The organism is Paraglaciecola chathamensis S18K6 (assembly GCA_000314955.1).
Classification (GTDB): domain Bacteria; phylum Pseudomonadota; class Gammaproteobacteria; order Enterobacterales; family Alteromonadaceae; genus Paraglaciecola; species Paraglaciecola chathamensis.
Genome location: BAEM01000012.1, coordinates 1 through 20,567 on the forward strand (window position 1 = coordinate 1; position 20,567 = coordinate 20,567).

Consider the following 20,567-nt stretch of genomic DNA (forward strand, 5'->3'; position numbering starts at 1 on the left):
GTTGCAGAGGCGGCTTAATCACGATTAGAAAAACAAATTACCCCCGTATTCTGGATACGAGTGCTTTAGTTCACGATCCTAAGTCATTTTTAGCCTGCAGCGACGAAGTTTATGTTTGTTTGATGGTGCTAGAAGAACTCGACAATCTGAAAGAGCGCAGAAACAAATCTGTCAGCGCTGATGCCCTTGTATGCATTCGAATGCTGGAAGACATTTTCAACGGCCATAGTGCAGAAGAGTTGCAAGCTGGTATTGCATTGCCGTCCACCGAAACCGCCAAGCGGGTTAATTATTTATAGGCATTGATACGAACCTTAAGGTTAACGAAGCACTAAAGTACGGCATTGGCAGCGATGCAGACAACCGTAATATCAACTACGCGCTGCACATTAAAACATCACTGAGTCGAGATGTCATTTTAGTGTCTCGAGATATCAACATGCGGCTAAAAGCACGGATTATCGGGGATGCAGCTGAGGATGTGGCTGTTGATAATAAGATTGCTGACGTTGACTTACTCTACTCTGTGGGGCAGTCATTTGAGGAGGACTTGTTTGATCGATTTAGTTCGGATAATGAGTTTAAGATAAGTGGGAAAGTGTATACATTTCCCATTGGCCTTTTCAACAATGAAGTCCAAGAAAATATGTCCTGGTATGATTCAGCTATCGACTCCTTCGGTCGCTTTCAGCAAAAAAATTCATGCTATGAATCACACAAATTAACCACTTCATCATCAAGGATTTAATGTGTACTACATCCATTAAGTACTACTACGCAGTCTCGCAACCTGGATTGACGTTGTAACGTTTGAGGTCATTAGCGCAGGGTAGTCTACGATATCCAGTTCCTTTTTTATCAGGCATTTTCTTTAAAAATTCTTCAACTTCATCAAGCTCTAATTTGTCGTTCCATGTCGACCACATGATAGCGTTCAATTCGTTTGGTTTCGTCACGTTTTGGTTTGATCTTCCCTTAACTTTGTAGACACTTTTTACTTAGAAACCGATGTAAGGTAAAAAGCGTTATGAATAAAAAGTATCCTGACGAATTTAAACAAGAGGCCGTGCGTCAAGTAATCGAAAAAGGACATTCAGTGCCTGATGCTGCTAAGCGATTAGGCATATCGGATAAGTCACTTTATTACTGGGTGAGTAAGGCGAAAGTGCCCGCCAGCCAATCGGCAGAGCAAGAAGAAATACGCAAGCTTAAAGCTGAGTTAAAGCGAGTAACTGAAGAGCGCAACATCCTAAAGGAGGCCGCCGTGTACTTTGCAATCGAGTCAAATACAAGTACGCGTTCATAAAATCACGACTCAATGTTTATAGCGTTAACACCATGCGCAGGGTACTAAATGTTCACCGCAGTGGCTAGTCTCTATCTAACGCAGAAAAAGCCAACGAGCGATTGCTTAAACAGATTAAAACCAGTTACGTACAAAGCGTCTACATAGTTAAGGGAAGATCAATTTAAACTATAGCTGGGTGCGTATACTGAATCTGTGGCTTCAGCAGCGGTTAACATCATTTCATGTGTGAAAAGTCGACCAATGTGGAGATTAGGAAATAATTGCCAAAATCAGTTTGGATAAGGGGCTTTTTTACGGCGTATTACTTTGGAAAGGCGAGCTTTACTAATGTTACTTTGTAATCGGCGTGTTAACAGTATATAAATGCCTCAATAAATCTGGGGAAAACTATGTACCGTTCTGTCACTTTAGCGTTGTGTTTAGTGTATTTGCTGGTTGTTGGCGGGGTGTCTTATACTCAGGTCGTGCGTGCCGTAAAACAGGAAGCCGAACAAAAAATTCAGGATGTGGCCAGTCGATTAGAAATTCAGTTGGACAAATACCGTACCTTGCCCCGAGTGTTGGTTTTACATCCGGCCATTAGTGAACTGTTGGCAAATCCGGTGGAAGATAATGTACGCAGCGTGAACCGCTTGCTCTCTACCTATAATCAATCACTTTCTAGCGATGCGGTGTATCTGATGTCGCGCGAAGGCGTTACGTTGGCAGCGAGTAACTGGCAACAGTCGGACAGTTTTGTTGGTAGCAACTATGGTTTTAGACCGTATTTTCAGCAGGCGGTGAATGGTGACGAGGGTAGCTACTTTGCGCTGGGAACTGTATCACGCAAACGGGGGTACTATTTTTCGTTTCCCGTACGAGTTGATAGTGATATCACCGGTGTACTGGTAGTAAAGGTGGCACTGTCGGTGATTGAGGAGTATAACGCCGAAGCTAATGCACCATTCATTGTAACCGACGACCACGGAGCCGTGTTCTACAGCTCTCACCCCGAATGGAACTACACGTCATTGGTCGCTTTGCCCAACGCGGTAAAAGCTGAAATCATCCATCAGCGACAGTATGGTACCGGTTCATTGCTTAAACTCACCGACAAAACTGCCTTGCAAGATGTGCTCATCGCTGAATCTCTTACACTGGAATATAAAAATAAGCTGCGTACTTACTTGATTGCAGAGAAAACCCTGCCGGAAGTTGGCTGGCATCTGATTGTTCTGACCCCCATTATTAAAGTGTATGTGTTGGTGACCAGCATACTTTTCGGCGCGCTGGTGTTATTCATTCTGGTGGCTTTGCTGAGCATGATATGGCGGCGAAACAACATTGCTCAGCGTCAGTTGGCCGCTGTGAATGAACAGTTGGAACATCGGGTTGAGCAGCGTACGGCGCAGTTACAGGAAACTAATACGACGCTAATGGAAACTATAGACATTCAACGGGAAACTGAACAACGACTGAAGGAAACCCAGAACGAGCTGATTCAGGCTGGCAAGCTGGCGTTACTAGGGGAAATGTCGGCTAGCATCAACCACGAGCTAAATCAGCCATTAACCGCCATGCTGACGTACAGTGAAACCCTGAAGCTGATGATTACGCGGGGCAAAACCGAAGGTATTGGCGAAACCACCGACGAAATTATCGCGCTGATCCGGAAAATGGCCACCATGGTGGCGCAGTACAAGCTGTTTGCCAGGAAGTCGGCGGGTAAGATTGGGCCCGTTCTGGTGGCAGATACACTCAGTGCATCCCTGTCAATTCTGGAAGCTAAAATCAGTAAAATGGCGGCGGAAGTTCACATTCAGCCTTACGACACTAGTTTGCTGGTGCTGGCGGAAGCCGTACCGCTCGAACAGGTGTTGGTGAACCTGCTGAATAATGCTTTGCAGGCGCAGGAAGCGGTCAGCCAGCCACGCATCGACATCAGCGTTACCGCCAAAAAAGCGGATGCTGTGATTGCCGTGAAAGATTGCGGGCAGGGCTTTTCCGAGGAACAATTACAGAAAGTTTTTGAGCCGTTTTACACCACCAAAGGTAAAGGATTAGGGCTGGGGTTAACGATCTCTCAGCGTATTATGGCATCCTTCGGTGGTACCATCGCGGCGACAAATCACCCTCAGGGTGGTGCCGTGTTCACCTTAATTTTACCGATTAAACAAGAGCCAGAAGTATGAGTATTCCGATTTATATCATCGACGACGAACCGGCAATTTTAAAGGCGCTAAAGCAACTTCTTTCTATCGAAGGTTACGAGACTGAAGTATTCAGTGATGCCCGCGAGGCGTTGAAAAAGCTTGATCGCGATTGGCCTGGCGTGGTGCTTTCAGATATTAATATGCCGGGTATCGACGGTGTGGAATTTCTCCGTGAGGTGCTCAAGGTTGATTCCGAGTTTTCGGTGGTAATGCTCACGGGGCACGGTGACATTTCCACCGCCGTTGAATCTATGCGCCTGGGCGCTTACGACTTCATTGAAAAGCCATTCTCCAACGAACACATTCTGGATGTGCTGAATCGCGCGGGTGAAAAACGTGCATTAGTCTTGGAGAACCGTGAACTGAAAAATGAGCTGGACGCGCAGACCGGAGCGGGCCCTCGTCTACTGGGGAACACTCACAAAATAAAAGCGTTGCGGCGCTTACTCATGCAGATTAAAGATATTCCCGCTGACGTGCTGATTCGCGGCGAAACCGGCTCAGGAAAAGATTTGGTTGCCCGCTTTTTGCATTACAACAGCCATCGTAAGAACGAAAATTTCGTGGCAATTAACTGTGGCGCCATTCCGGAAACCATGATTGAAAGTGAATTGTTCGGCTTTGAAGCCGGTGCTTTTACCAGCGCGCAGAAGAAACGAGTAGGTAAGATTGAACATGCCAATGGCGGCACGTTTTTTCTTGATGAAATTGAAAGTATGCCTATGGCCTTACAAATCAAGTTACTGCGTGTGTTGGAAGATCGTCGTATTGAGCCACTTGGTAGCAACCGCCATGTGGATTTGGATATTCGAGTGATTGCCGCGGCCAAAATTGATTTGCTGGAACTGGTGGGAAAAGGTGAATTTCGCGAGGATTTATTCTATCGCCTGAATGTGATTAACGTTGAAATTCCGCCGCTGCGTGAACGGAGAGAGGATATCTCGCTATTGTTCCAGCATTACGCAGCGCTGGCCAGTTCACGTTTTCACACCGACGCGCCGCGGCTGACCAATGACCAGCTGGCGCGCCTGCAACAACATAACTGGCCAGGCAATATTCGGGAACTACGCAATGTGGCTGAGCGTTTCGTGTTAATGGGCGGGCAAACGGTGTTCGATGAACCTGCGGGTGGCGACATAGACGATGCCACGACGCTGGCAGAGAAGGTGGGGCAATACGAGCGCGATGTTCTGGAAGCGGCGTTACGTGAACACGATGGCAGGCTTATCGATGTGCAGCAGCAACTCGGCCTACCGCGCAAAACCCTGTACGACAAAATGCGCAAATACGGGCTGGTAAAAGCCGATTTCAAGTTGTCCTGAACTCAATTCAAGAAAATGGGTGGATTCCCACCCGACGCCTCTTATTCCACGAGTGACATCCCGCCGATTTTACTAAACTTGTAACATGCACATTATTACTAAAACTCATTAACCACCTGAAAATTATGGATTTTATATTTTAGTTGTCGGTGTGGCAAGGTCCTTGCCTTATGTTGCATTGATGTAACAGTTGTTGCTGAGTTTTTAGTCTTTTAACAATTGTGCATCTTTTAGACTGAGGACACATTTAAACACTCTGTAAGGTAAAACAATGATTAATAAGATTACCCAAGTGATTCGTGCACGGCGCAGACTGGTAGCGCCTGCATGCATGCTGGCAGTGGCATCATCTCTGTCATCCTACGCACAAGCCCAAACTACGCCAAAAGAGGATTCTGACATTGAGAAAATTTCTGTTGTTGGTTCCCAGATTAAGGGCGCTGAAATCAGTGAAGCGTTAGCTGTATCGCAACTGGACGCCGAAGATATAGCCACAATGGGCATCGATTCCGGCGATGACTTGCTGCAACTGATCCCAGAAAACGGTCAGAACTTTTTTAATGAAGCCGGCAACATCAGTGGCGGCGTCAACGCTGCTCGAGGAGATGTCGGGGCGTTTAACTTACGCAACATCGGCACCGGTAACACGCTAGTGCTGATTAACGGTCGTCGTATGGTGAATTCGGCGTCGTACCAAACTGAGGAAGTAGGCGGTAGCTTCGTTCCGGTTAACTCAGTGAACTCCCAACTTATTCCTGTTTACGGTGCTAAACGTGTAGAAGTATTACGTGATGGTGCATCAGCGATTTACGGCTCTGATGCTGTGGCTGGGGTAGTGAACACAGTGACATCGACCAATTTCCAAGGTTTTGATATCCGCGTCAAATGGCAGGAATATGAACATTTGCCGCGTGATGACCAAACACTGTCGATGCACTGGGGCAAAACCTTTAACGGCGGTAAAACCAATATCGGTGTGATCGCTAATTATTACCAGCGTGACCGGGTTAATTCTCAGGACGATCCTCGCTGGACCAACGCAGACCTTACCGACCGCTTGCCCACTGATTCGCCGTGGTACGGTCATTCAGAATGGGACTCAACCAGCGCTAACTCACTGTACGGCCAGTTCGATATGGTTGACCGCGTGACGTCAAGCAATCCATTACGTGCAGATGGACTAGTGGATAACAGCGGTGAGTTTGAAACCTATCCGGCAGGTGATGATCGCTGTGCCTGGGATTTAGGCAACGGCTTATGTGCAGCGCCGGATGGTCAGGGCACCGTGCGTTTCAACATGAACCAGGATCGCGACCTGACTTCTAAGCTGGATCGTACCAATCTGTTTATCAACCTGAACCATACTTTTGAAAATGGCTGGGAAGCGTTCTCTGAGTTTCTTGGCTACCGCTCCAATACCAACTTACGCCGTCATCCTACCGCGTCATTTTCATCATCAAAACTGGTGGTTGCGGCAGACAACTACTACAACCCTTTTGGCCCGTGTGGCTCGCCTAACCGCGTGGATAACGCCGCAGTAGAGGCGGGGGTTTCGTGTGACGGCGCCGCACTGACCATCGACAACTACCGTTTTGCCGAATACCCACGCATTGTTGAGAATAGCGGCGAAACCTTCCGTCTTCTGCAAGGCCTGCGCGGATACTGGGGTGAGTGGGATTGGGAAACGGCGGTCTCGTGGTCAAAAGACACCAAGGACGACGTAACGCATAACCGTGTATCCAATACACTGATGCAGGAAGCATTAAACGACACGACCGCTGCCGCTTACAACCCGTTTTCTGCTGGTGTGAATTCAAACATAGAACGTGCGTTAATTGACGTATACCGCAAGAGTGAATCAGAGCTGAAAACCTTTGATATTAAGTTTTCTAACCCAGGCATTTATGAATTACCTGCGGGTTTCGTTGGCTTTGTAGCAGGCATGGAATATCGGCATGAGTCGTTCAAAGACGACCGTGATCCGAGGCTTGATGGTACCATTCAGTTTACCGATGCAGATGGGGATACCTATCCGTTTGTGTCAGACGTGGTGAATTCCAGCCCGACGCCGGATAATTCAGGTCATCGTGCAGTAAGTTCTGCGTTCGCGGAGCTACAGGTGCCGGTACTGGAAAACCTCGATGTGCAGTTGGCAGTTCGTTACGAAGATTTCTCTGACGTCGGTGACACCACTGTAGGCAAAGTTGCATTCGGTTATCGCCCAATTGAACCTGTATTACTACGTGGTTCATGGTCGCAGGCATTCCGCGCGCCGAACCTAGTAACGATTAATGAGGAAATCGTCGCCCGAACGCAAACTCGTACCGATTACGCGTGTTTGTATGGGGCGGTAAATGGTGGTGACCCAGATCAAGATACACTGGATTGCTCCTACTCACTACAGCGTATTGCGCAGGGCAGTCAGGAGCTGAAACCCGAAGAATCTGACAATACCTCCATTGGTATTGTGGTGGAGCCGCTGGAAGGCCTTGCAATCACCCTCGATTATTGGTCTATCGAGAAGAAAAATACCATTGGTCTGTTCGGTGAAGAAAATCACTCGTTGCTGGACTTGTTGTACCGCCTTGAGCAAGGTAATGAAAACTGCGATAGCGCCACCTTTAATAACAGCCTCAACCGGGGAGATATCGACCCGGATGAAGCTGCATACTACAGCGCAGCAGGCATCTGCCCAGCAGGCCAAATCAACTACATTGATGACCGGTATGCCAATCTCGATAAGCGCACTGTAAGTGGTCATGATTTGGGCATTTACTACAACATCAAAACTGATTATGGCCGCTTCAAAATTGACTATAACGGTTCCTTCCTCGATAAGTTCGAGCAGGAAGCCGGTGGTTTGGCAACGCAGTTAGTGGCTGCCAGCGAGAGTGGTGTATTACCTGCCAGCTTCCCCGTTACCGGATTTGCAGACCTGATTGGTCGCAACGGTAACCAGAAAGAGAAACACAGTCTGCGATTAATGTGGCGTGGTGATGTGTTCGGTGCGTCGCTGTCGGGCTATCGTATCGGCAGTTTCTATCAAAGTGAACTGACACTGGAAGATGGCACCCGTTTTGTGATTCCAGCAATGACCACCGTTGATGCGACGTTTGACTATAAAACTCAGATCCAGGAAGTGGATACCCGGTTCCGTCTGGGTGTAAAAAACTTGACTGACAAACGAGCACCACTGGCAGCCGCGAGCTTCGGTTTCTTTAACGATGCGCACCGAGACTATGGTCGTTATTTCTATATGGATGTAAGCGCAAGCTTCTGATTTTTCTAATCCGGCGGCACCCTGCCGCCATATATTAAGTTGGTTATTATGATAAAAAATATTTTCCTTGCCGTTTGGTTTTGTTTGCTGGCAGTCACCCAAACCGCCTGCGCTGCTTCCACACTGTGGCAAGATAACGCAGTAGGTAGCTACACCTTCACTAAGTGGGCGGGTGGCAAAATTGAAGTGGAATACATCGTGCCAAAAGGCTCCGATGCAGACACAAAAATTTTGCTGGTCGTGCCTGGCGCCCGCAGAAATGCAGATGACTATCGTGACCAGTGGTTATCTCTGGCGCAGAAGAATCAGTTTATTGTATTGGCGATTGGTTGCAGCCTTCAGGTATGTGAAGATGAATATCAATACAATTTAGGGGGAATCACTACGCCTCTGGGAGCAACGCGTCCGGAATCGGTACAGTTCTATAACGTACCAGAGAAGGTGTTTCACGATTTTGTGAGCCGTTTTGGTTCCACTCAGAAGACCTTTGCCCTTTACGGTCACTCTGCCGGTGGTGGTTTTGTGCATACCTTCATGCTGGCGAAACCTCACGCCCCGGTGTCCCACGCGGTCTCGGCCAATGCGGCGTTTTTTACCTATCCTGATCCTTCGCAATCATACCCATTCGGTCTGGAGAACAGCCCGTACAGCTACAGAGATGTGGATATCTGGCTACAAAAGCCAATGACTATAATACTGGCGGATCAGGACATGGGGCCGCGTACGAAAGTAATCAGTAACAGCCCAGCAGCGAATAAGCAGGGACGTAATGTATTTGCCCGTGGTCTGGCGTTCTATGCGAAAGCGATGAATGTAGCGGTAGATAAAGATATCAAGCCTGCATGGCAGATTGAAGTAGTGCGTGGCGTGGGACATAACAGCACCAAAATTGTACCGTTTGCCTTTAAATATCTGTTCCCTGAATTTGCTGATGGTCATAGGGGAAATAAGCTGTGAGTGATTCTATTTCCGCGCAATCCACGCCCCGAAACAAAGTAATGCATCGCCCGACACATCAGAAAATAGGCCTCATTCTGGGGCCGCTGGGCTGTTCGATGTTGATGTTGCTACCTGCTCCTGAGTCACTTGACCCAGTGGCATGGTCAGCGGCAGCGGTTGGGATCTGGATGGCTATCTGGTGGTCGACAGAGGCGGTACATGTAGCGGTGACCGCCTTATTACCATTAGTACTGTTTCCGCAGTTGGGCATTCTGGATATCAAGACTGCGTCTGCACCGTACGCTAATCCGACAATTTATCTATTTCTGGGCGGCTTTATGCTGGCGCTGGCGCTGCAGAAGGCAAATCTGCATAAGCGCATTGCGTACTTCATTTTAAGTTATGCCAGCAGTTCAGCGCGCTCCATAGTGTTGGGGTTTATGGTTGTGAGTGCCATCCTGAGTATGTGGATGACCAATACCTCTACCACCATGATGTTGCTGCCTGTCGCCTTATCAATTTTGTCTACGATGGAAGGTGAGCACTCGCACTTTAATCCTACACAACGGAAAAATTTCCAGCTGTCACTGCTGTTAGGCATTGCCTATGCGGCCACCATTGGTGGCATGTCGACGCTGGTCGGTACACCTCCGAATGCTTTTTTGGTCGGCTTCATGAACGACACCTACAATGTGCAACTAGATTTTGCCAAATGGATGCTTATTGGCATTCCTTTAAGCGTTACCTTGCTGCCGGTGGCATGGCTGTCGCTGACCCGCTGGATTTATCCGGTGGATTTCTCAACGCCTGAGGTGGCGAAAATTCGATTGTCCGAACAACGTGAAGCGTTAGGTCCTGTGCGCAAGGAAGAGTGGCGTGTCGGCCTACTGTTTCTTGGGGTTGCCGTCGCATGGATGACTAGACCATTGCTAGCCAAATGGCTGTCGCTTGACGGCCTGTCTGATGCCGGTATTGCCATGACTGCGGCAGTGCTACTGTTCATTATTTCCAATGGTAAGGGTGGTGGCAGTAGAGAAGGAGCCTTACTCTCTTGGGATGATATGAAAGCAATTCCTTGGGGCATTCTGGTGCTTTTCGGAGGTGGCTTAAGTTTGGCTGCGGCAGTGTCTAATACCGGACTGGCGCAATGGTTGGGGGAAGGCCTAGTGAATATTGATGCATTCGGCATGTTGTTTCTAGTGCTGGCAGCTACCACGCTAGTGATATTCCTTACTGAGCTAACCAGTAATCTGGCGACTGCTGCTACATTTCTGCCAGTGGTGGCGGTAATTGCGCTGGAAATGGGCGGTGAGCCAATGACGCTGATCCTACCGGTTACTTTGGCAGCTAGTTGTGCCTTTATGCTGCCGGTAGCCACACCGCCAAATGCCATCGTGTTTTCATCAGGCTATATCAGCATCGCGCAAATGGCGCGAGCGGGATTTGCGCTGAATATCCTCAGTGTATTACTGGTGACTGCTATCGCGGTATGGCTGGCGCCATTGGTGTTCTAAGTTAGTACATCCACCGTTTTTTCCAATAACAATAACCATTACAATGCCTGGTGAAAAGCCGGGCATCGGCTAATAATCATTATGAATCAGAAACAAAATAAACCTCTGCACCTTTCACACGCCGGCCCCAAACTGCTCGACATGCCGCTACTTAATAAAAGTAGTGCATTTAGCGAAAAGGAGCGCTTAGCTTTTAATCTGGAAGGTCTGTTGCCGCCACGTTACGAAACCATCGATCAGCAGAGGGAACGGGCGTATATGCAATATCAGGCCTGTACCACGGATATGGCCAAGCACATTTTTCTGCGAGATATTCAAGATACCAATGAAACTTTGTTTTTTCGCTTAATCACTGAACATATAGAAGAGATGATGCCAATCATCTACACGCCCACGGTGGGAGAGGCCTGCGAAAAGTTCTCTGATATTTACCGCAGTGCCCGAGGTCTGTTCATCGCCCATCACCAGCAGGATCGCATTGATACTATTTTGCACAATGCCACCAAGCGTAACATCAAGGTCATCGTAGTGACTGACGGAGAGCGTATACTTGGATTAGGTGATCAGGGCGTTGGGGGCATGGGTATCCCAATTGGAAAGTTGTCGCTGTACACCGTTTGTGGCGGTATCAGTCCGGCCAATACACTACCCATCATGCTGGATGTCGGCACCAATAATCCGGCATTGTTGGAAGACCCGATGTATATGGGCTGCCGTCACCCGCGTATCAGCCAAGCTGAATATGACGTGTTTGTCGACAAGTTCATGCAGGCCGTGCGTCGTCGCTGGCCTAAAGCTTTAATTCAGTTTGAGGATTTCGCTCAAACTAATGCCACGCCAATCCTAGACCGATACCGTGACAGCTACTGCTGCTTTAACGATGATATTCAGGGGACGGCTGCGGTGGCAGTGGCAACTTTGCTGGCAGCCTGTAAAGTCAAGGGGGTCGCAGCGTCTACCCAGCCGTTAGTTATTGTGGGTGGGGGCTCGGCAGGTTGTGGCATTGCCGCACAGTGGGTGCGAAGTATACAGGCCGAAGGCTTGTCCGAGGAGGCCGCGAGAGCCAAGGTGTATGTGATTGACCGTGATGGCCTGATCACCACCCGTGCAACGAATCTCCAAGGCTTTCAGCAAGCGGTGGCACAGGATTTAGCAGACTTTGACGGCTGGAATGGCGATTATGCACCTGGGCTACTCGAGGTCATTAACTCGGTAAAACCGGGAATTTTACTGGGTGTGTCGAGCTGCGCGGGCTTGTTCTCGGAAGAGGTAGTAAAGGCGATGCATCAGCATACAGCGCAACCGGTGATTTTACCGCTGAGCAATCCGTCGCGTTGCGTGGAAGCTACGCCAGAGGACATATATACTTGGACTAACGGCGAGGCGATTGTCGCTTGCGGAAGCCCGTTTGCTGACGTTGAACTTAATGGTCGCACATTGCCGGTCAGTCAGTGCAATAACAGTTATATCTTCCCTGGCATCGGTTTAGCAGTGGTAAGTTGTAAAGCCAGACGGGTGACCAACAATATGCTGATGGCGTCAAGCCTAGCATTGGCAGAAGCTTCACCACTGGCCATTCACGGTAAAGGAGCATTATTGCCACCATTGAGCGGGATTAAATTATTGTCTGTAGAGATTGCCAAAAGAGTGGCTATGGCGGCGATTGCTGATGGAGTTGCGCCTGTGCGCTCTGAAGAAGAAATACAGATGTGTATTGAAGCGACACAGTGGCAGCCGGAATATCGTGAATATCGGCGCGTGGCCAGCTGATTGATCTTGTTCGCTCTGTCAAGTAATTCGCAGTGCGGCCAATGGCACTTTAATGGTTTGCACGTTTTCCACTTCATCCACTCCGGCATCGGTGTATTTCTCGAGTAATTGGTTTAATACATTTTGTGCTTATTTGGAGTATTAAGTGAAATAATTAGGTTTGTTGACGTTGTTCACGCGCTCTTTACGGGTAAGTGCCGGTTGGTCAAAATCCAAGTGGCATATCATATCAAATGGGCCGTGAACTTTTCCGATTTCTTGCTCTAGTCCGTCCCAAATGATGTCTTCCGCAACTTACTCTTCGAGTATGCATATTGGTGGGTAAGCGTTTTACGGGTGTAGTCATATAAAGGACTCGGTTACTAGCTTTCTGCCAGGAACGTAAGACTGCATACGCTCTGTGTTGACTAATTAATTAACAATGCAATTCAACCAACTAAAGCCAGCTTAACCGCTGGTTTTTTTAAGTCTGTTTTCTATTCCGCTTACAGATATTATAGTTGTAATTCGAGCACTCACCATACAGGCATCAGAAAAAGAAGAAGTATCAATAGCTAGCCAAACGGCTACTATTTCCTCTACGTACTGGAATTGACGGAAAACAACATAATCTGATGTTTGTTTTAGCGTTTTAGTAATAATCTCGACTAATACTTCGGCTTAATCGTAATCGGCGTCTGAGTATTCGGCAATGTCTCTTTTCAGTAGTTCAAGTATTGCCACATTATCCAGTAGATGAATCGCCACCAATTGATCTTCCCTCAGTTTCTTAGGCACTTAACTTGCCTGTGAATCTGTATTCTCATATTCATCTGGAGATACATGACCAAGATGGTTGTGTAGCCGAGTTCGATTGTAAAACACTTCTATGTAATCAAACAAATCTGCCTTGGCTCCACTTCAGGTTGGGTACACTTTTCGTTTCACCCGCTCAGTTTTAAGTGAGTGAAAAAGACTTTCTGCAACCACATTATCTAAACAATGCCCTCTGCGACCCATGCTGGGTATCAGATTATGTGTACTTAAGAAGTCTAGATAGTCGTCGCTGGCATATTGGCTACCTTGATCACTATGTACAATAACGTCTTTTGCTTTAGGTCTTCGCCATACCGCCATAAGTAGTGCTTTAATCACAATATCTGACGTCATTGTCTGTTGCATTGACCAGCCAATCACTTTGCGTGAGAACAAGTCCAATACGACAGCCAGATATAGCCATCCCTCATATGTCTTAATGTAAGTAATACCTGATACCCACGCGGTATCAGGCTTGCATACAACAAATTGCCTTTGTAGATGATTATCTGCGGCAATATGAGGCGTAGACGACTTAAAATAACGCCGTTTATAGCCAATATTAGCTTTGAGTTTGGCTTGCTTCATCAACTTGGCTACACGGTTTTCACCGCATGTTTCACCCTAACGACGCAGCTCATGTGTGATGCGTGGGCTGCCATAAACACCGCCACTTTGTACATAACTGGCTTGAATCTGTTTAAGCAATCCTAGGTTGGCTTTTTCTGCTTTAGATTGAGGCTCTTTCAATCAAGCGTAAAAGCCGCTGCGGTGAACATTTAACACCCTGCACATGGTGTTAACGCGGTAGACATTGAGTCGTGATTTTATGAACGTGTACTTTTCTTTGACTCGCTTGCAAAGTACACGGCGGCCTCCTTTAGGATGTTGCGCTCTTCAGTTACTCGCTTTAACTCAACTTTAAGCTTGCGTATTTCTTCTTGCTCTGCGGATTGGCTGGCGGGCACTTTCGCCTTACTCACCCAGTAATAAAGTGACTTATCCGATATACCTAATCGCTTAGCAACATCAGGCACTGAATGACCTTTTTCGATTACTTGGCGCACGGCCTCTTGTTTAAATTCGTGGGGATCTCTAAGATTCTGGCCCCTTTTCTTGAAGTTATTAACAAAATTTTCCAAGGCTAACTTTGTAACACACCGCGACGAGCGAACCCCTTCTCAATCACATTCATCATGTTTCTACTATTTTCACTGCACTTGAATGTAAATTTTTTTGTTAATTATTTGTTGAATAATATCTTTGCAACGAGTATAAAGTAAAAAGACAACGTTGTTTATTTTAATAGAATTACACCACTTCAACTATCGGGACGCGATATGAAAGACTACAAACTGAATCCATTAGCTCGTCGGTTACGTGTGGCATTCAAGCCAGCGCCTCTGGCTTTAATGCTAATGGCAACGTCGTTACAGGCACAGGAAACTGAGTCTGACGCAGCACAGGCGGAGACGCCGAAAGAAGTAGAAGTAATAGAAATTTCCTACGGTTACAGTGCTGTGGAGAAAACAGATTTGACGGGGGCTATAGCCACGGTTGATATTGAGGATGTTATCGACTTACCCGCTGGCAATATAATGCAAAACTTGCAGGGTAGGGTTCCAGGCCTGCAAATTACCACCACGGGTAACCCGAGTTCTAGCGCAACGGTGAAAATACGGGGACAGGGTTTGGGTCCGTTAGGCAACAACGACCCCCTATATATTATCGATGGTATACCTACCAAATCGGGTTTACATGAGATTAACAGCAACGATATTGCTGATGTGCAAGTTCTACGAGACGCTGCTGCTGCAAGTATATACGGAGCACGCTCTGGAAATGGTGTAATTGTTGTCACTACGAAAAAAGGGCATGAGGGCTTAGGCTTTAACTTCCGTTTCAATCAAAGCATTGAAGAATATGACTACGATGTTCAACCCCTTAACACATTAGAACGTGGGGCGGTTGTTTGGCAAGCCGCGGTAAATGATGGGTCGAACCCAAATTCAGCAAGCCCTTTATATACCTTTGACTGGAATCAAGACTTCGAAAACCCTGAACTCAACTCTGTCATATTACCCACCTATACCGATCCAGAAAACGTGCAAAGACCTGCAGATACACAATGGTTCGATGAAGTGACCAGAACGTCGAAAATTTCTGACATGAATTTATCAGTAGCTGGCGGCAATGATGTTTCTCAGTTCTATACCTCTTTAGGATATTTTGATGCCGAAGGCATTGTCGACGGCTCTAAGTTTGAACGATTAGCGTTCAGGTTTAATTCTGAACATGATGTCATCGAAGACAAACTAAAAGTTGGCCAGACGTTTCTTATCACCGATCAAAAAGCCAACTTGATCAACGATTTAGCTGGACAAATTCTAGGGTTATCAATTGAACAGCAATCCATCGTCCCCGTTTACAATGATGTTGGTGGCTGGGGTGGGCCAGTCCCAGGTATCACAGATAGAGACAACCCTGTACGCATCATCGAGCAAAACCGTGACAACGGCCATACTTACAATAAGGTAATGGCTAACTTCTTCGTTGAATACTCGCCCATTGAAGATTTTACCCTAAGAGGGAACGTGGGTGTCGATTACAGCCAATTCTACTTTCGTAATTTTACTCGTGCATTTACCGCAGGCTCGCTAAGTAGCGGAGATCGTTTAACAGTAGAAGATAATTGGAATCAAAGCATTATTACCGGCGCAACGGCGACATATAAGTTGGTACTTGCTGATTTACACAAGTTCAACTTCCTCGCAGGTGTCGAGCAAATTAACTACGAACGTGAGTTGTTCAGAGGGATTGGCTCGGGTTTCGCTTCTGATGATCGTTCGTTTGCCTATTTATCTCAAGCGACGTCAGAGGTACGTGTTGAAGGCGAGGGCGAAACCTGGTCACTCGACTCTCAATTTGCTCGTGTAGATTACAACTACGATAACCGTTATTTAGCGTCATTTACTATTCGTCGAGACGGCTCCTCACGGTTTGGTGATTCGAACGAGTACGGTAATTTCCCGGCGGCTTCTTTTGGTTGGGTAGTAAGTAACGAAGACTTTTCGACGTTGAATTCATTGACACGCTGAAACTTAGGGGGAGCTGGGGAGAAACCGGTAATCAAGAAATACCCACCAATGCCACCGTGACGACGTATGTTCCACGTTATGCCACCCAGTCACTTTTCACGAATGAACAAGATGAAGGTACAGCGTACGATATAACCGGCTCAAATAGCGGTACACTGCCGTCTGGCTTTGTACGAGCACAAACCGGTAATGCTGACCTTAAATGGGAAACCTCAACTCAAATAAACTTGGGTGTCGACTTTGAACTTTTCCGCAACACTGTTTACGGGAGCTTCGATTGGTATGAAAAAGAAACCCGCGACATTCTTACGTTAACCCAGCCTATAGCAACGCTGGGTGAAGGCGCACAAAAATGGGTTAATGGCGGCACAATAGAGAATGCGGGCGTAGAGCTGGTATTAGGCTATGAGAAGTGGATTGAAACTGGCTTGCTGGAAGACGAATTGCTGGTAGATATTAACTTTAATATTTCATCCACTGAAAATACCGTCACGACTTTGCCAGCAGATGTGGTGAACTCTTTTGGTGGAAATGGTCAAGACAAAACAATTTTAGGCCGTTCAATCAACTCGGTTTATGGGTATGTTGCTGACGGTATTTTTCAAAGCCAAGCAGAAGTTGAAGAACACGCAGTACAATCTGGTGCTGCGCCAGGGCGTATCCGCTGGCAGGATCTCGACGCAAATGGCGTAATTGATGAGAACGATCAAGACTTCTTCGCAGACACTGACCCCGACTTTATTTATGGCATGAACTTTACGTTTAAATATAAAGCTTGGGACTTCAATATGTTCTGGCAAGGAGTGAAAGGCGGGCAAATTCGTAATAACTGGAGACTGTTTACTGATTTCACATCATTGAACATTGGCTCAAACTATGGCGCGCGCACCCTCGATGCTTGGACGCCAGAAAACGCCAACAGTGATGTACCTGCATTAACCCTTATTGACAACAATGGCGAAGGCCGTCAATCCAGCTTTTTCTGGGAAGAAGGAACGTATCTCAAGCTGCGTAATATCAGTGTAGGTTACACACCAACACTGGACTTTATCGAGCGCATGGGTCTTAACGATGCACGCATCTATTTACAGGCTCAGAATCTTTTGACCATCACTCCAGATGGAACCTTAAGTGAAGATCCCGAAACCCCCAACGAAGTATTTCCTGTCCCGCGCCGAATTACTTTCGGACTGGAATTTTCTTTTTAAGCTAACAGGATAATGGATTTAATATCATGAATCGTATAAGCAAATTTTTAACTAGTAGTCTTGTGGCTCTGTCGGTTGCTTCCTGCGGTGGCAGTGGAGAGTTGGACAGTGAACCTCAAGCTGTTTTGACAGAAGATCAAGTGGCAACCACTGAAAATATTGACGCTTTGGTCATCGCTACCTATTCATACCTTGGAAACGACCACTACACCGCGCCTAATTATCTTTGGCCCACGGGGAACCTGCGTGCAGGAGACGCGCATAAAGGCGGTAACGGTCCGTCAGACATTTTTGCCTATCATGCATTATCCATGTATGAGCCACTCGTGCCTGACATGGAGTCTTTTCCACCGGATTTGATTGACCTGAATAACAAAAAGTGGACACGAAACTACACTGGTATTTCAAGGGCTAATTCGGCACTTAATGTTATTCAAGATACGCCCGCTGACGAGCTTGCCACTGCTGACGAAAAGTCTGCAGAGTTACGCTTTCTCAGAGCTGTTTTTTATTTCGACCTGAAAATTCATCATAAGCATATTCCGTGGATTGATGAGACGATGACACAGGAAGAGATATTAGCTACCACCAACCGTGACCTTACTGATCAGCAGTTATGGGATAAGATAGCGGCGGATTTTCGCTTCGCTTCTAATAACCTTCCCGCTGTTCAACAAGACGTTGGACGTGCATCGTCGCTTTCTGCAAAAGCCTATTTAGCGAAGACTTTGCTATACCAAGCGTACGAGCAAGATGAGTTACATAATGTCGTTAATATCAATCAACAGAAACTGGAAGAAGTAGTGAGTTTGGTTGATGAAATTGAGGCTAGCGGAGAGTATGGTCTCTATGATGATTATGCTGAAAATTTTCTAGCTGAATTCGAGAATGGCCGAGAGTCTGTTTTTGCAATCCAACGTTCATTAAATGATGGCAGTCCAGATGGGAGAGGTACATGGTCCAGTGCATTAAATGCTCCAATGTCAGGAGGATTTGGTTGCTGCGGTTTTCATGTCCCCACTGAAAATTTTGTTAATGCGTTTAAGACAGACAATTCAGGGCTGCCCCGTTTCTCCAACTTTAACGAGAGTGTGTATAACGTAGCAAATGACCTTGTTGACCCTCGACTTGACCATACCGTAGCCATGGAAGGAAAGCCTTTTAAGTATGACCCTGAGCTTATTCATGGTGGCGATAGTTGGGCGCGAGCACCTGGAATATATGGCAACTACACAGGTATGAAAGACTTAGAACACCCTGACTGTGATTGTCGAGGTGAAAATGGGCCTTTCCCTATTTTCTCATTAAACACAGTGCTTGTTCGCTATGCCGATGTATTGCTGTGGAAAGCTGAAGCGCTTATTGAACTTGATCGCTGGGAAGAAGCAACACCTACCATTAATCGCCTAAGAGCGCGTGCCGCGGCAAGTACTGGCAGACTTAATGAGGCGAGTATGTACCGTATTGGTACCTACGACACTTTTGCTAATAAAACTGAAGCTCGCCAAGCATTGCGCTGGGAACGACGGGTTGAATTAGGTTTAGAGGGGCATCGCTTCTTCGACTTAGTTCGATGGGGCGTGGCAAAAGAAACCATTGATGAGTACCTCACAACCGAGCGCGGCAGAAAGCCTTATCTAGAAGATGCTGCATTTACTAAAAATAAACACGAATACCTGCCTATTCCTAATCAACAGATTAATTTGAGCGGCGGTATCTATGTACAGAACCCGGGCTACTAAGCCCGGCGTTTCTAGAGTGTCCAAGAGGTAAGTTACACATCATGAATAAAATAGTTTATTGGTCTTTCACTGTTGCTATCGCCGGGTTCCTGTTCGGTTTTGATACAGCGGTGATTTCTGGGGCCGACCAGTCCATTCAGGCATTGTGGGAGACGCCACCGCTCTTTCACGGCCTCTTTGTTATGTCTTCAGCGCTGTGGGGAACAGTATTAGGCGCGTTAACGGGGAATTGGCCTTGTGACCGCTTGGGCCGCAAAAAAACGCTAGTGCTTATTGGCGTGCTTTATTTACTTTCTGCGCTAGGCTCAGCGTTGGCTCAAGACCCTTATACGTTTGCCATTTTAAGGTTTATTGGAGGTGTAGGAGTAGGGGTGTCCTCCATCGCTGTACCTGCTTATATTTCAGAGATAGCGCCGGCGAAAATAAGAGGTCGTTTGGTAGCAACTTACCAATTTCAAATTGTATTTGGCATATTGGTCGCGTTCCTTTCCAATTATCTACTATCTGGCGTCATTGTTGAAGACTGGCGCATGATGCTAGGCGTAGAAGCGTTACCTGCTTTGGTTTACTTTTTGATGGTGCTTAAGGCACCGGAAAGCCCGCGTTGGTTGCTTTTACACCGCAACGATGAAACAGAAGCAAGGCGGGTGTTTATCGAGTTGCAAAGTGAAGATATTGAGCAAACGATTAATGCTGTTAAGCGTGATAGCAGCAGCCAAAGTAAAGAGTCATTATTTAAACCAGAATACCGTTTTCCAGTGGTATTGGCATTTTTACTTGCGGCCTTTAATCAACTCTCAGGTATTAATTTTATTATCTACTATGCACCGCGCGTGTTCGACATGGCTGGGCTGGACGGCAGTGCAGCGCTACTTTCTACGGCAGGGGTTGGGCTTGTTAATCTAATCTTTACTATGCTTGGTGTCAGCTTGATTGATCGTATAGGCCGTAAATCACTGATGTATATAGGCTCATTCGGTTATTTGCTCTCACTCGCCACAGTGACTTGGGCCTTTAGTAGCCAAATGGGAGGTACAGTAGTCGTGGGTGCCGTGTTTGTCTTCATCGCGGCACATGCCATTGGTCAAGGAGCTGTTATTTGGGTTTTCATCGCAGAAATTTTCCCTAATTCAGTGCGCTCAAAAGGCCAATCTTTAGGAAGCGGCACCCATTGGGTTTTTGCTGCATTAATTACTTTAATAATGCCACAAGTCTTGGCCAGTTTCTCCGCTCCCCAGGTCTTCGGGTTCTTCACCTTTGCTATGTTCTTACAACTACTTTTCGTTCGCTTTTTGATGCCAGAGACGAAAGGGAGAACCCTCGAAGATGTTTCCGCAGCGTTATCAAAATAGAGGCACTTTTTTATGAAGTCAGTGTTAAGTCTTATTATTTCTACAG

General features: G+C 46.9%; 12 protein-coding genes and 3 pseudogenes. 13 read left to right on the forward strand and 2 right to left on the reverse strand.

Translation table 11 applies throughout. The features are described from left to right. The 9 genes and pseudogenes from GCHA_RS23155 to GCHA_RS04290 form a co-directional block, all read left to right on the forward strand. A partial coding sequence (locus GCHA_RS23155) for a PIN domain-containing protein (RefSeq protein ID WP_318248924.1) occupies positions 1-299 on the forward strand: 299 nt, incomplete at its 5' end. Between the two features lie 101 nt (positions 300-400). Beyond that, the gene (locus tag GCHA_RS23160) at positions 401-748 is read left to right on the forward strand and encodes a hypothetical protein (protein ID WP_318248926.1); all 348 of its coding nucleotides are present in this window, start codon (positions 401-403) and stop codon (positions 746-748) included. Between the two features lie 279 nt (positions 749-1,027). Beyond that, positions 1,028-1,371, forward strand: a pseudogene (locus tag GCHA_RS04260) (transposase); the annotation flags it as partial. Between the two features lie 327 nt (positions 1,372-1,698). After that, complete coding sequence (locus GCHA_RS04265) at positions 1,699-3,480, forward strand: sensor histidine kinase (RefSeq protein ID WP_007985434.1); 1,782 nt, start codon at positions 1,699-1,701, stop codon at positions 3,478-3,480. Beyond that, positions 3,477-4,823, forward strand: coding sequence for a sigma-54-dependent transcriptional regulator (locus tag GCHA_RS04270; protein WP_007985435.1), 1,347 nt, complete (start codon positions 3,477-3,479; stop codon positions 4,821-4,823). Before GCHA_RS04265 ends, GCHA_RS04270 begins: the two co-directional genes overlap by 4 nt. A gap of 271 nt (positions 4,824-5,094) precedes the next feature. Beyond that, a complete protein-coding gene (locus tag GCHA_RS04275) occupies positions 5,095-8,103 on the forward strand; it encodes a TonB-dependent receptor domain-containing protein (protein ID WP_039992057.1) in 3,009 nt (1,002 codons plus the stop codon). A 48-nt stretch (positions 8,104-8,151) separates the two neighbouring features. Then, positions 8,152-9,060, forward strand: coding sequence for a hypothetical protein (locus tag GCHA_RS04280; protein WP_007985439.1), 909 nt, complete (start codon positions 8,152-8,154; stop codon positions 9,058-9,060). A gap of 41 nt (positions 9,061-9,101) precedes the next feature. Next, positions 9,102-10,556, forward strand: coding sequence for an SLC13 family permease (locus GCHA_RS04285; RefSeq protein WP_083881824.1), 1,455 nt, complete (start codon positions 9,102-9,104; stop codon positions 10,554-10,556). Positions 10,557-10,637: 81 nt separating this feature from the next. Beyond that, positions 10,638-12,326: an NAD-dependent malic enzyme gene (locus GCHA_RS04290; protein WP_007985443.1), complete on the forward strand. Its 1,689-nt coding sequence runs from the start codon at positions 10,638-10,640 to the stop codon at positions 12,324-12,326. Between the two features lie 45 nt (positions 12,327-12,371). On the opposite strand, the pseudogene GCHA_RS23290 reads toward GCHA_RS04290, so the two are convergent. Together GCHA_RS23290 and GCHA_RS22420 are read right to left on the reverse strand one after the other, a co-directional pair. Next, positions 12,372-12,614: pseudogene (locus GCHA_RS23290) on the reverse strand (type I restriction-modification enzyme R subunit C-terminal domain-containing protein); the annotation flags it as partial. 489 nt (positions 12,615-13,103) lie between these two features. Further along, a pseudogene (locus GCHA_RS22420) lies at positions 13,104-14,263 on the reverse strand (IS3 family transposase). A 198-nt stretch (positions 14,264-14,461) separates the two neighbouring features. On the opposite strand from GCHA_RS22420, the gene GCHA_RS23165 reads away from it, so the two are divergent. The 4 genes from GCHA_RS23165 to GCHA_RS04315 are packed head-to-tail and all read left to right on the forward strand — an operon-like array spanning position 14,462 to position 20,521. After that, positions 14,462-16,219: a TonB-dependent receptor plug domain-containing protein gene (locus GCHA_RS23165; RefSeq protein WP_318248925.1), complete on the forward strand. Its 1,758-nt coding sequence runs from the start codon at positions 14,462-14,464 to the stop codon at positions 16,217-16,219. Positions 16,220-16,257: 38 nt separating this feature from the next. Then, the gene (locus tag GCHA_RS23170; protein WP_318248927.1) at positions 16,258-17,427 is read left to right on the forward strand and encodes a TonB-dependent receptor domain-containing protein; all 1,170 of its coding nucleotides are present in this window, start codon (positions 16,258-16,260) and stop codon (positions 17,425-17,427) included. Between the two features lie 26 nt (positions 17,428-17,453). Then, complete coding sequence (locus GCHA_RS04310) at positions 17,454-19,169, forward strand: RagB/SusD family nutrient uptake outer membrane protein (protein ID WP_039992062.1); 1,716 nt, start codon at positions 17,454-17,456, stop codon at positions 19,167-19,169. 41 nt (positions 19,170-19,210) lie between these two features. After that, positions 19,211-20,521: a sugar porter family MFS transporter gene (locus GCHA_RS04315; RefSeq protein WP_007985450.1), complete on the forward strand. Its 1,311-nt coding sequence runs from the start codon at positions 19,211-19,213 to the stop codon at positions 20,519-20,521. The last annotated feature ends 46 nt before the right edge of the window (positions 20,522-20,567 follow it).

Excerpts from the sequence above, each read along its gene's own strand:
- GCHA_RS04265 (WP_007985434.1), top strand. The coding sequence starts at position 1,699 with ATGTACCGTTCTGTCACTTTAGCGTTGTGTTTAGTGTATTTGCTGGTT.
- GCHA_RS04270 (WP_007985435.1), top strand. The coding sequence starts at position 3,477 with ATGAGTATTCCGATTTATATCATCGACGACGAACCGGCAATTTTAAAG.
- GCHA_RS04275 (WP_039992057.1), top strand. The coding sequence starts at position 5,095 with ATGATTAATAAGATTACCCAAGTGATTCGTGCACGGCGCAGACTGGTA.
- GCHA_RS04280 (WP_007985439.1), top strand. The coding sequence starts at position 8,152 with ATGATAAAAAATATTTTCCTTGCCGTTTGGTTTTGTTTGCTGGCAGTC.
- GCHA_RS04285 (WP_083881824.1), top strand. The coding sequence starts at position 9,102 with ATGCATCGCCCGACACATCAGAAAATAGGCCTCATTCTGGGGCCGCTG.
- GCHA_RS04290 (WP_007985443.1), top strand. The coding sequence starts at position 10,638 with ATGAATCAGAAACAAAATAAACCTCTGCACCTTTCACACGCCGGCCCC.
- GCHA_RS23165 (WP_318248925.1), top strand. The coding sequence starts at position 14,462 with ATGAAAGACTACAAACTGAATCCATTAGCTCGTCGGTTACGTGTGGCA.
- GCHA_RS04310 (WP_039992062.1), top strand. The coding sequence starts at position 17,454 with ATGAATCGTATAAGCAAATTTTTAACTAGTAGTCTTGTGGCTCTGTCG.
- GCHA_RS04315 (WP_007985450.1), top strand. The coding sequence starts at position 19,211 with ATGAATAAAATAGTTTATTGGTCTTTCACTGTTGCTATCGCCGGGTTC.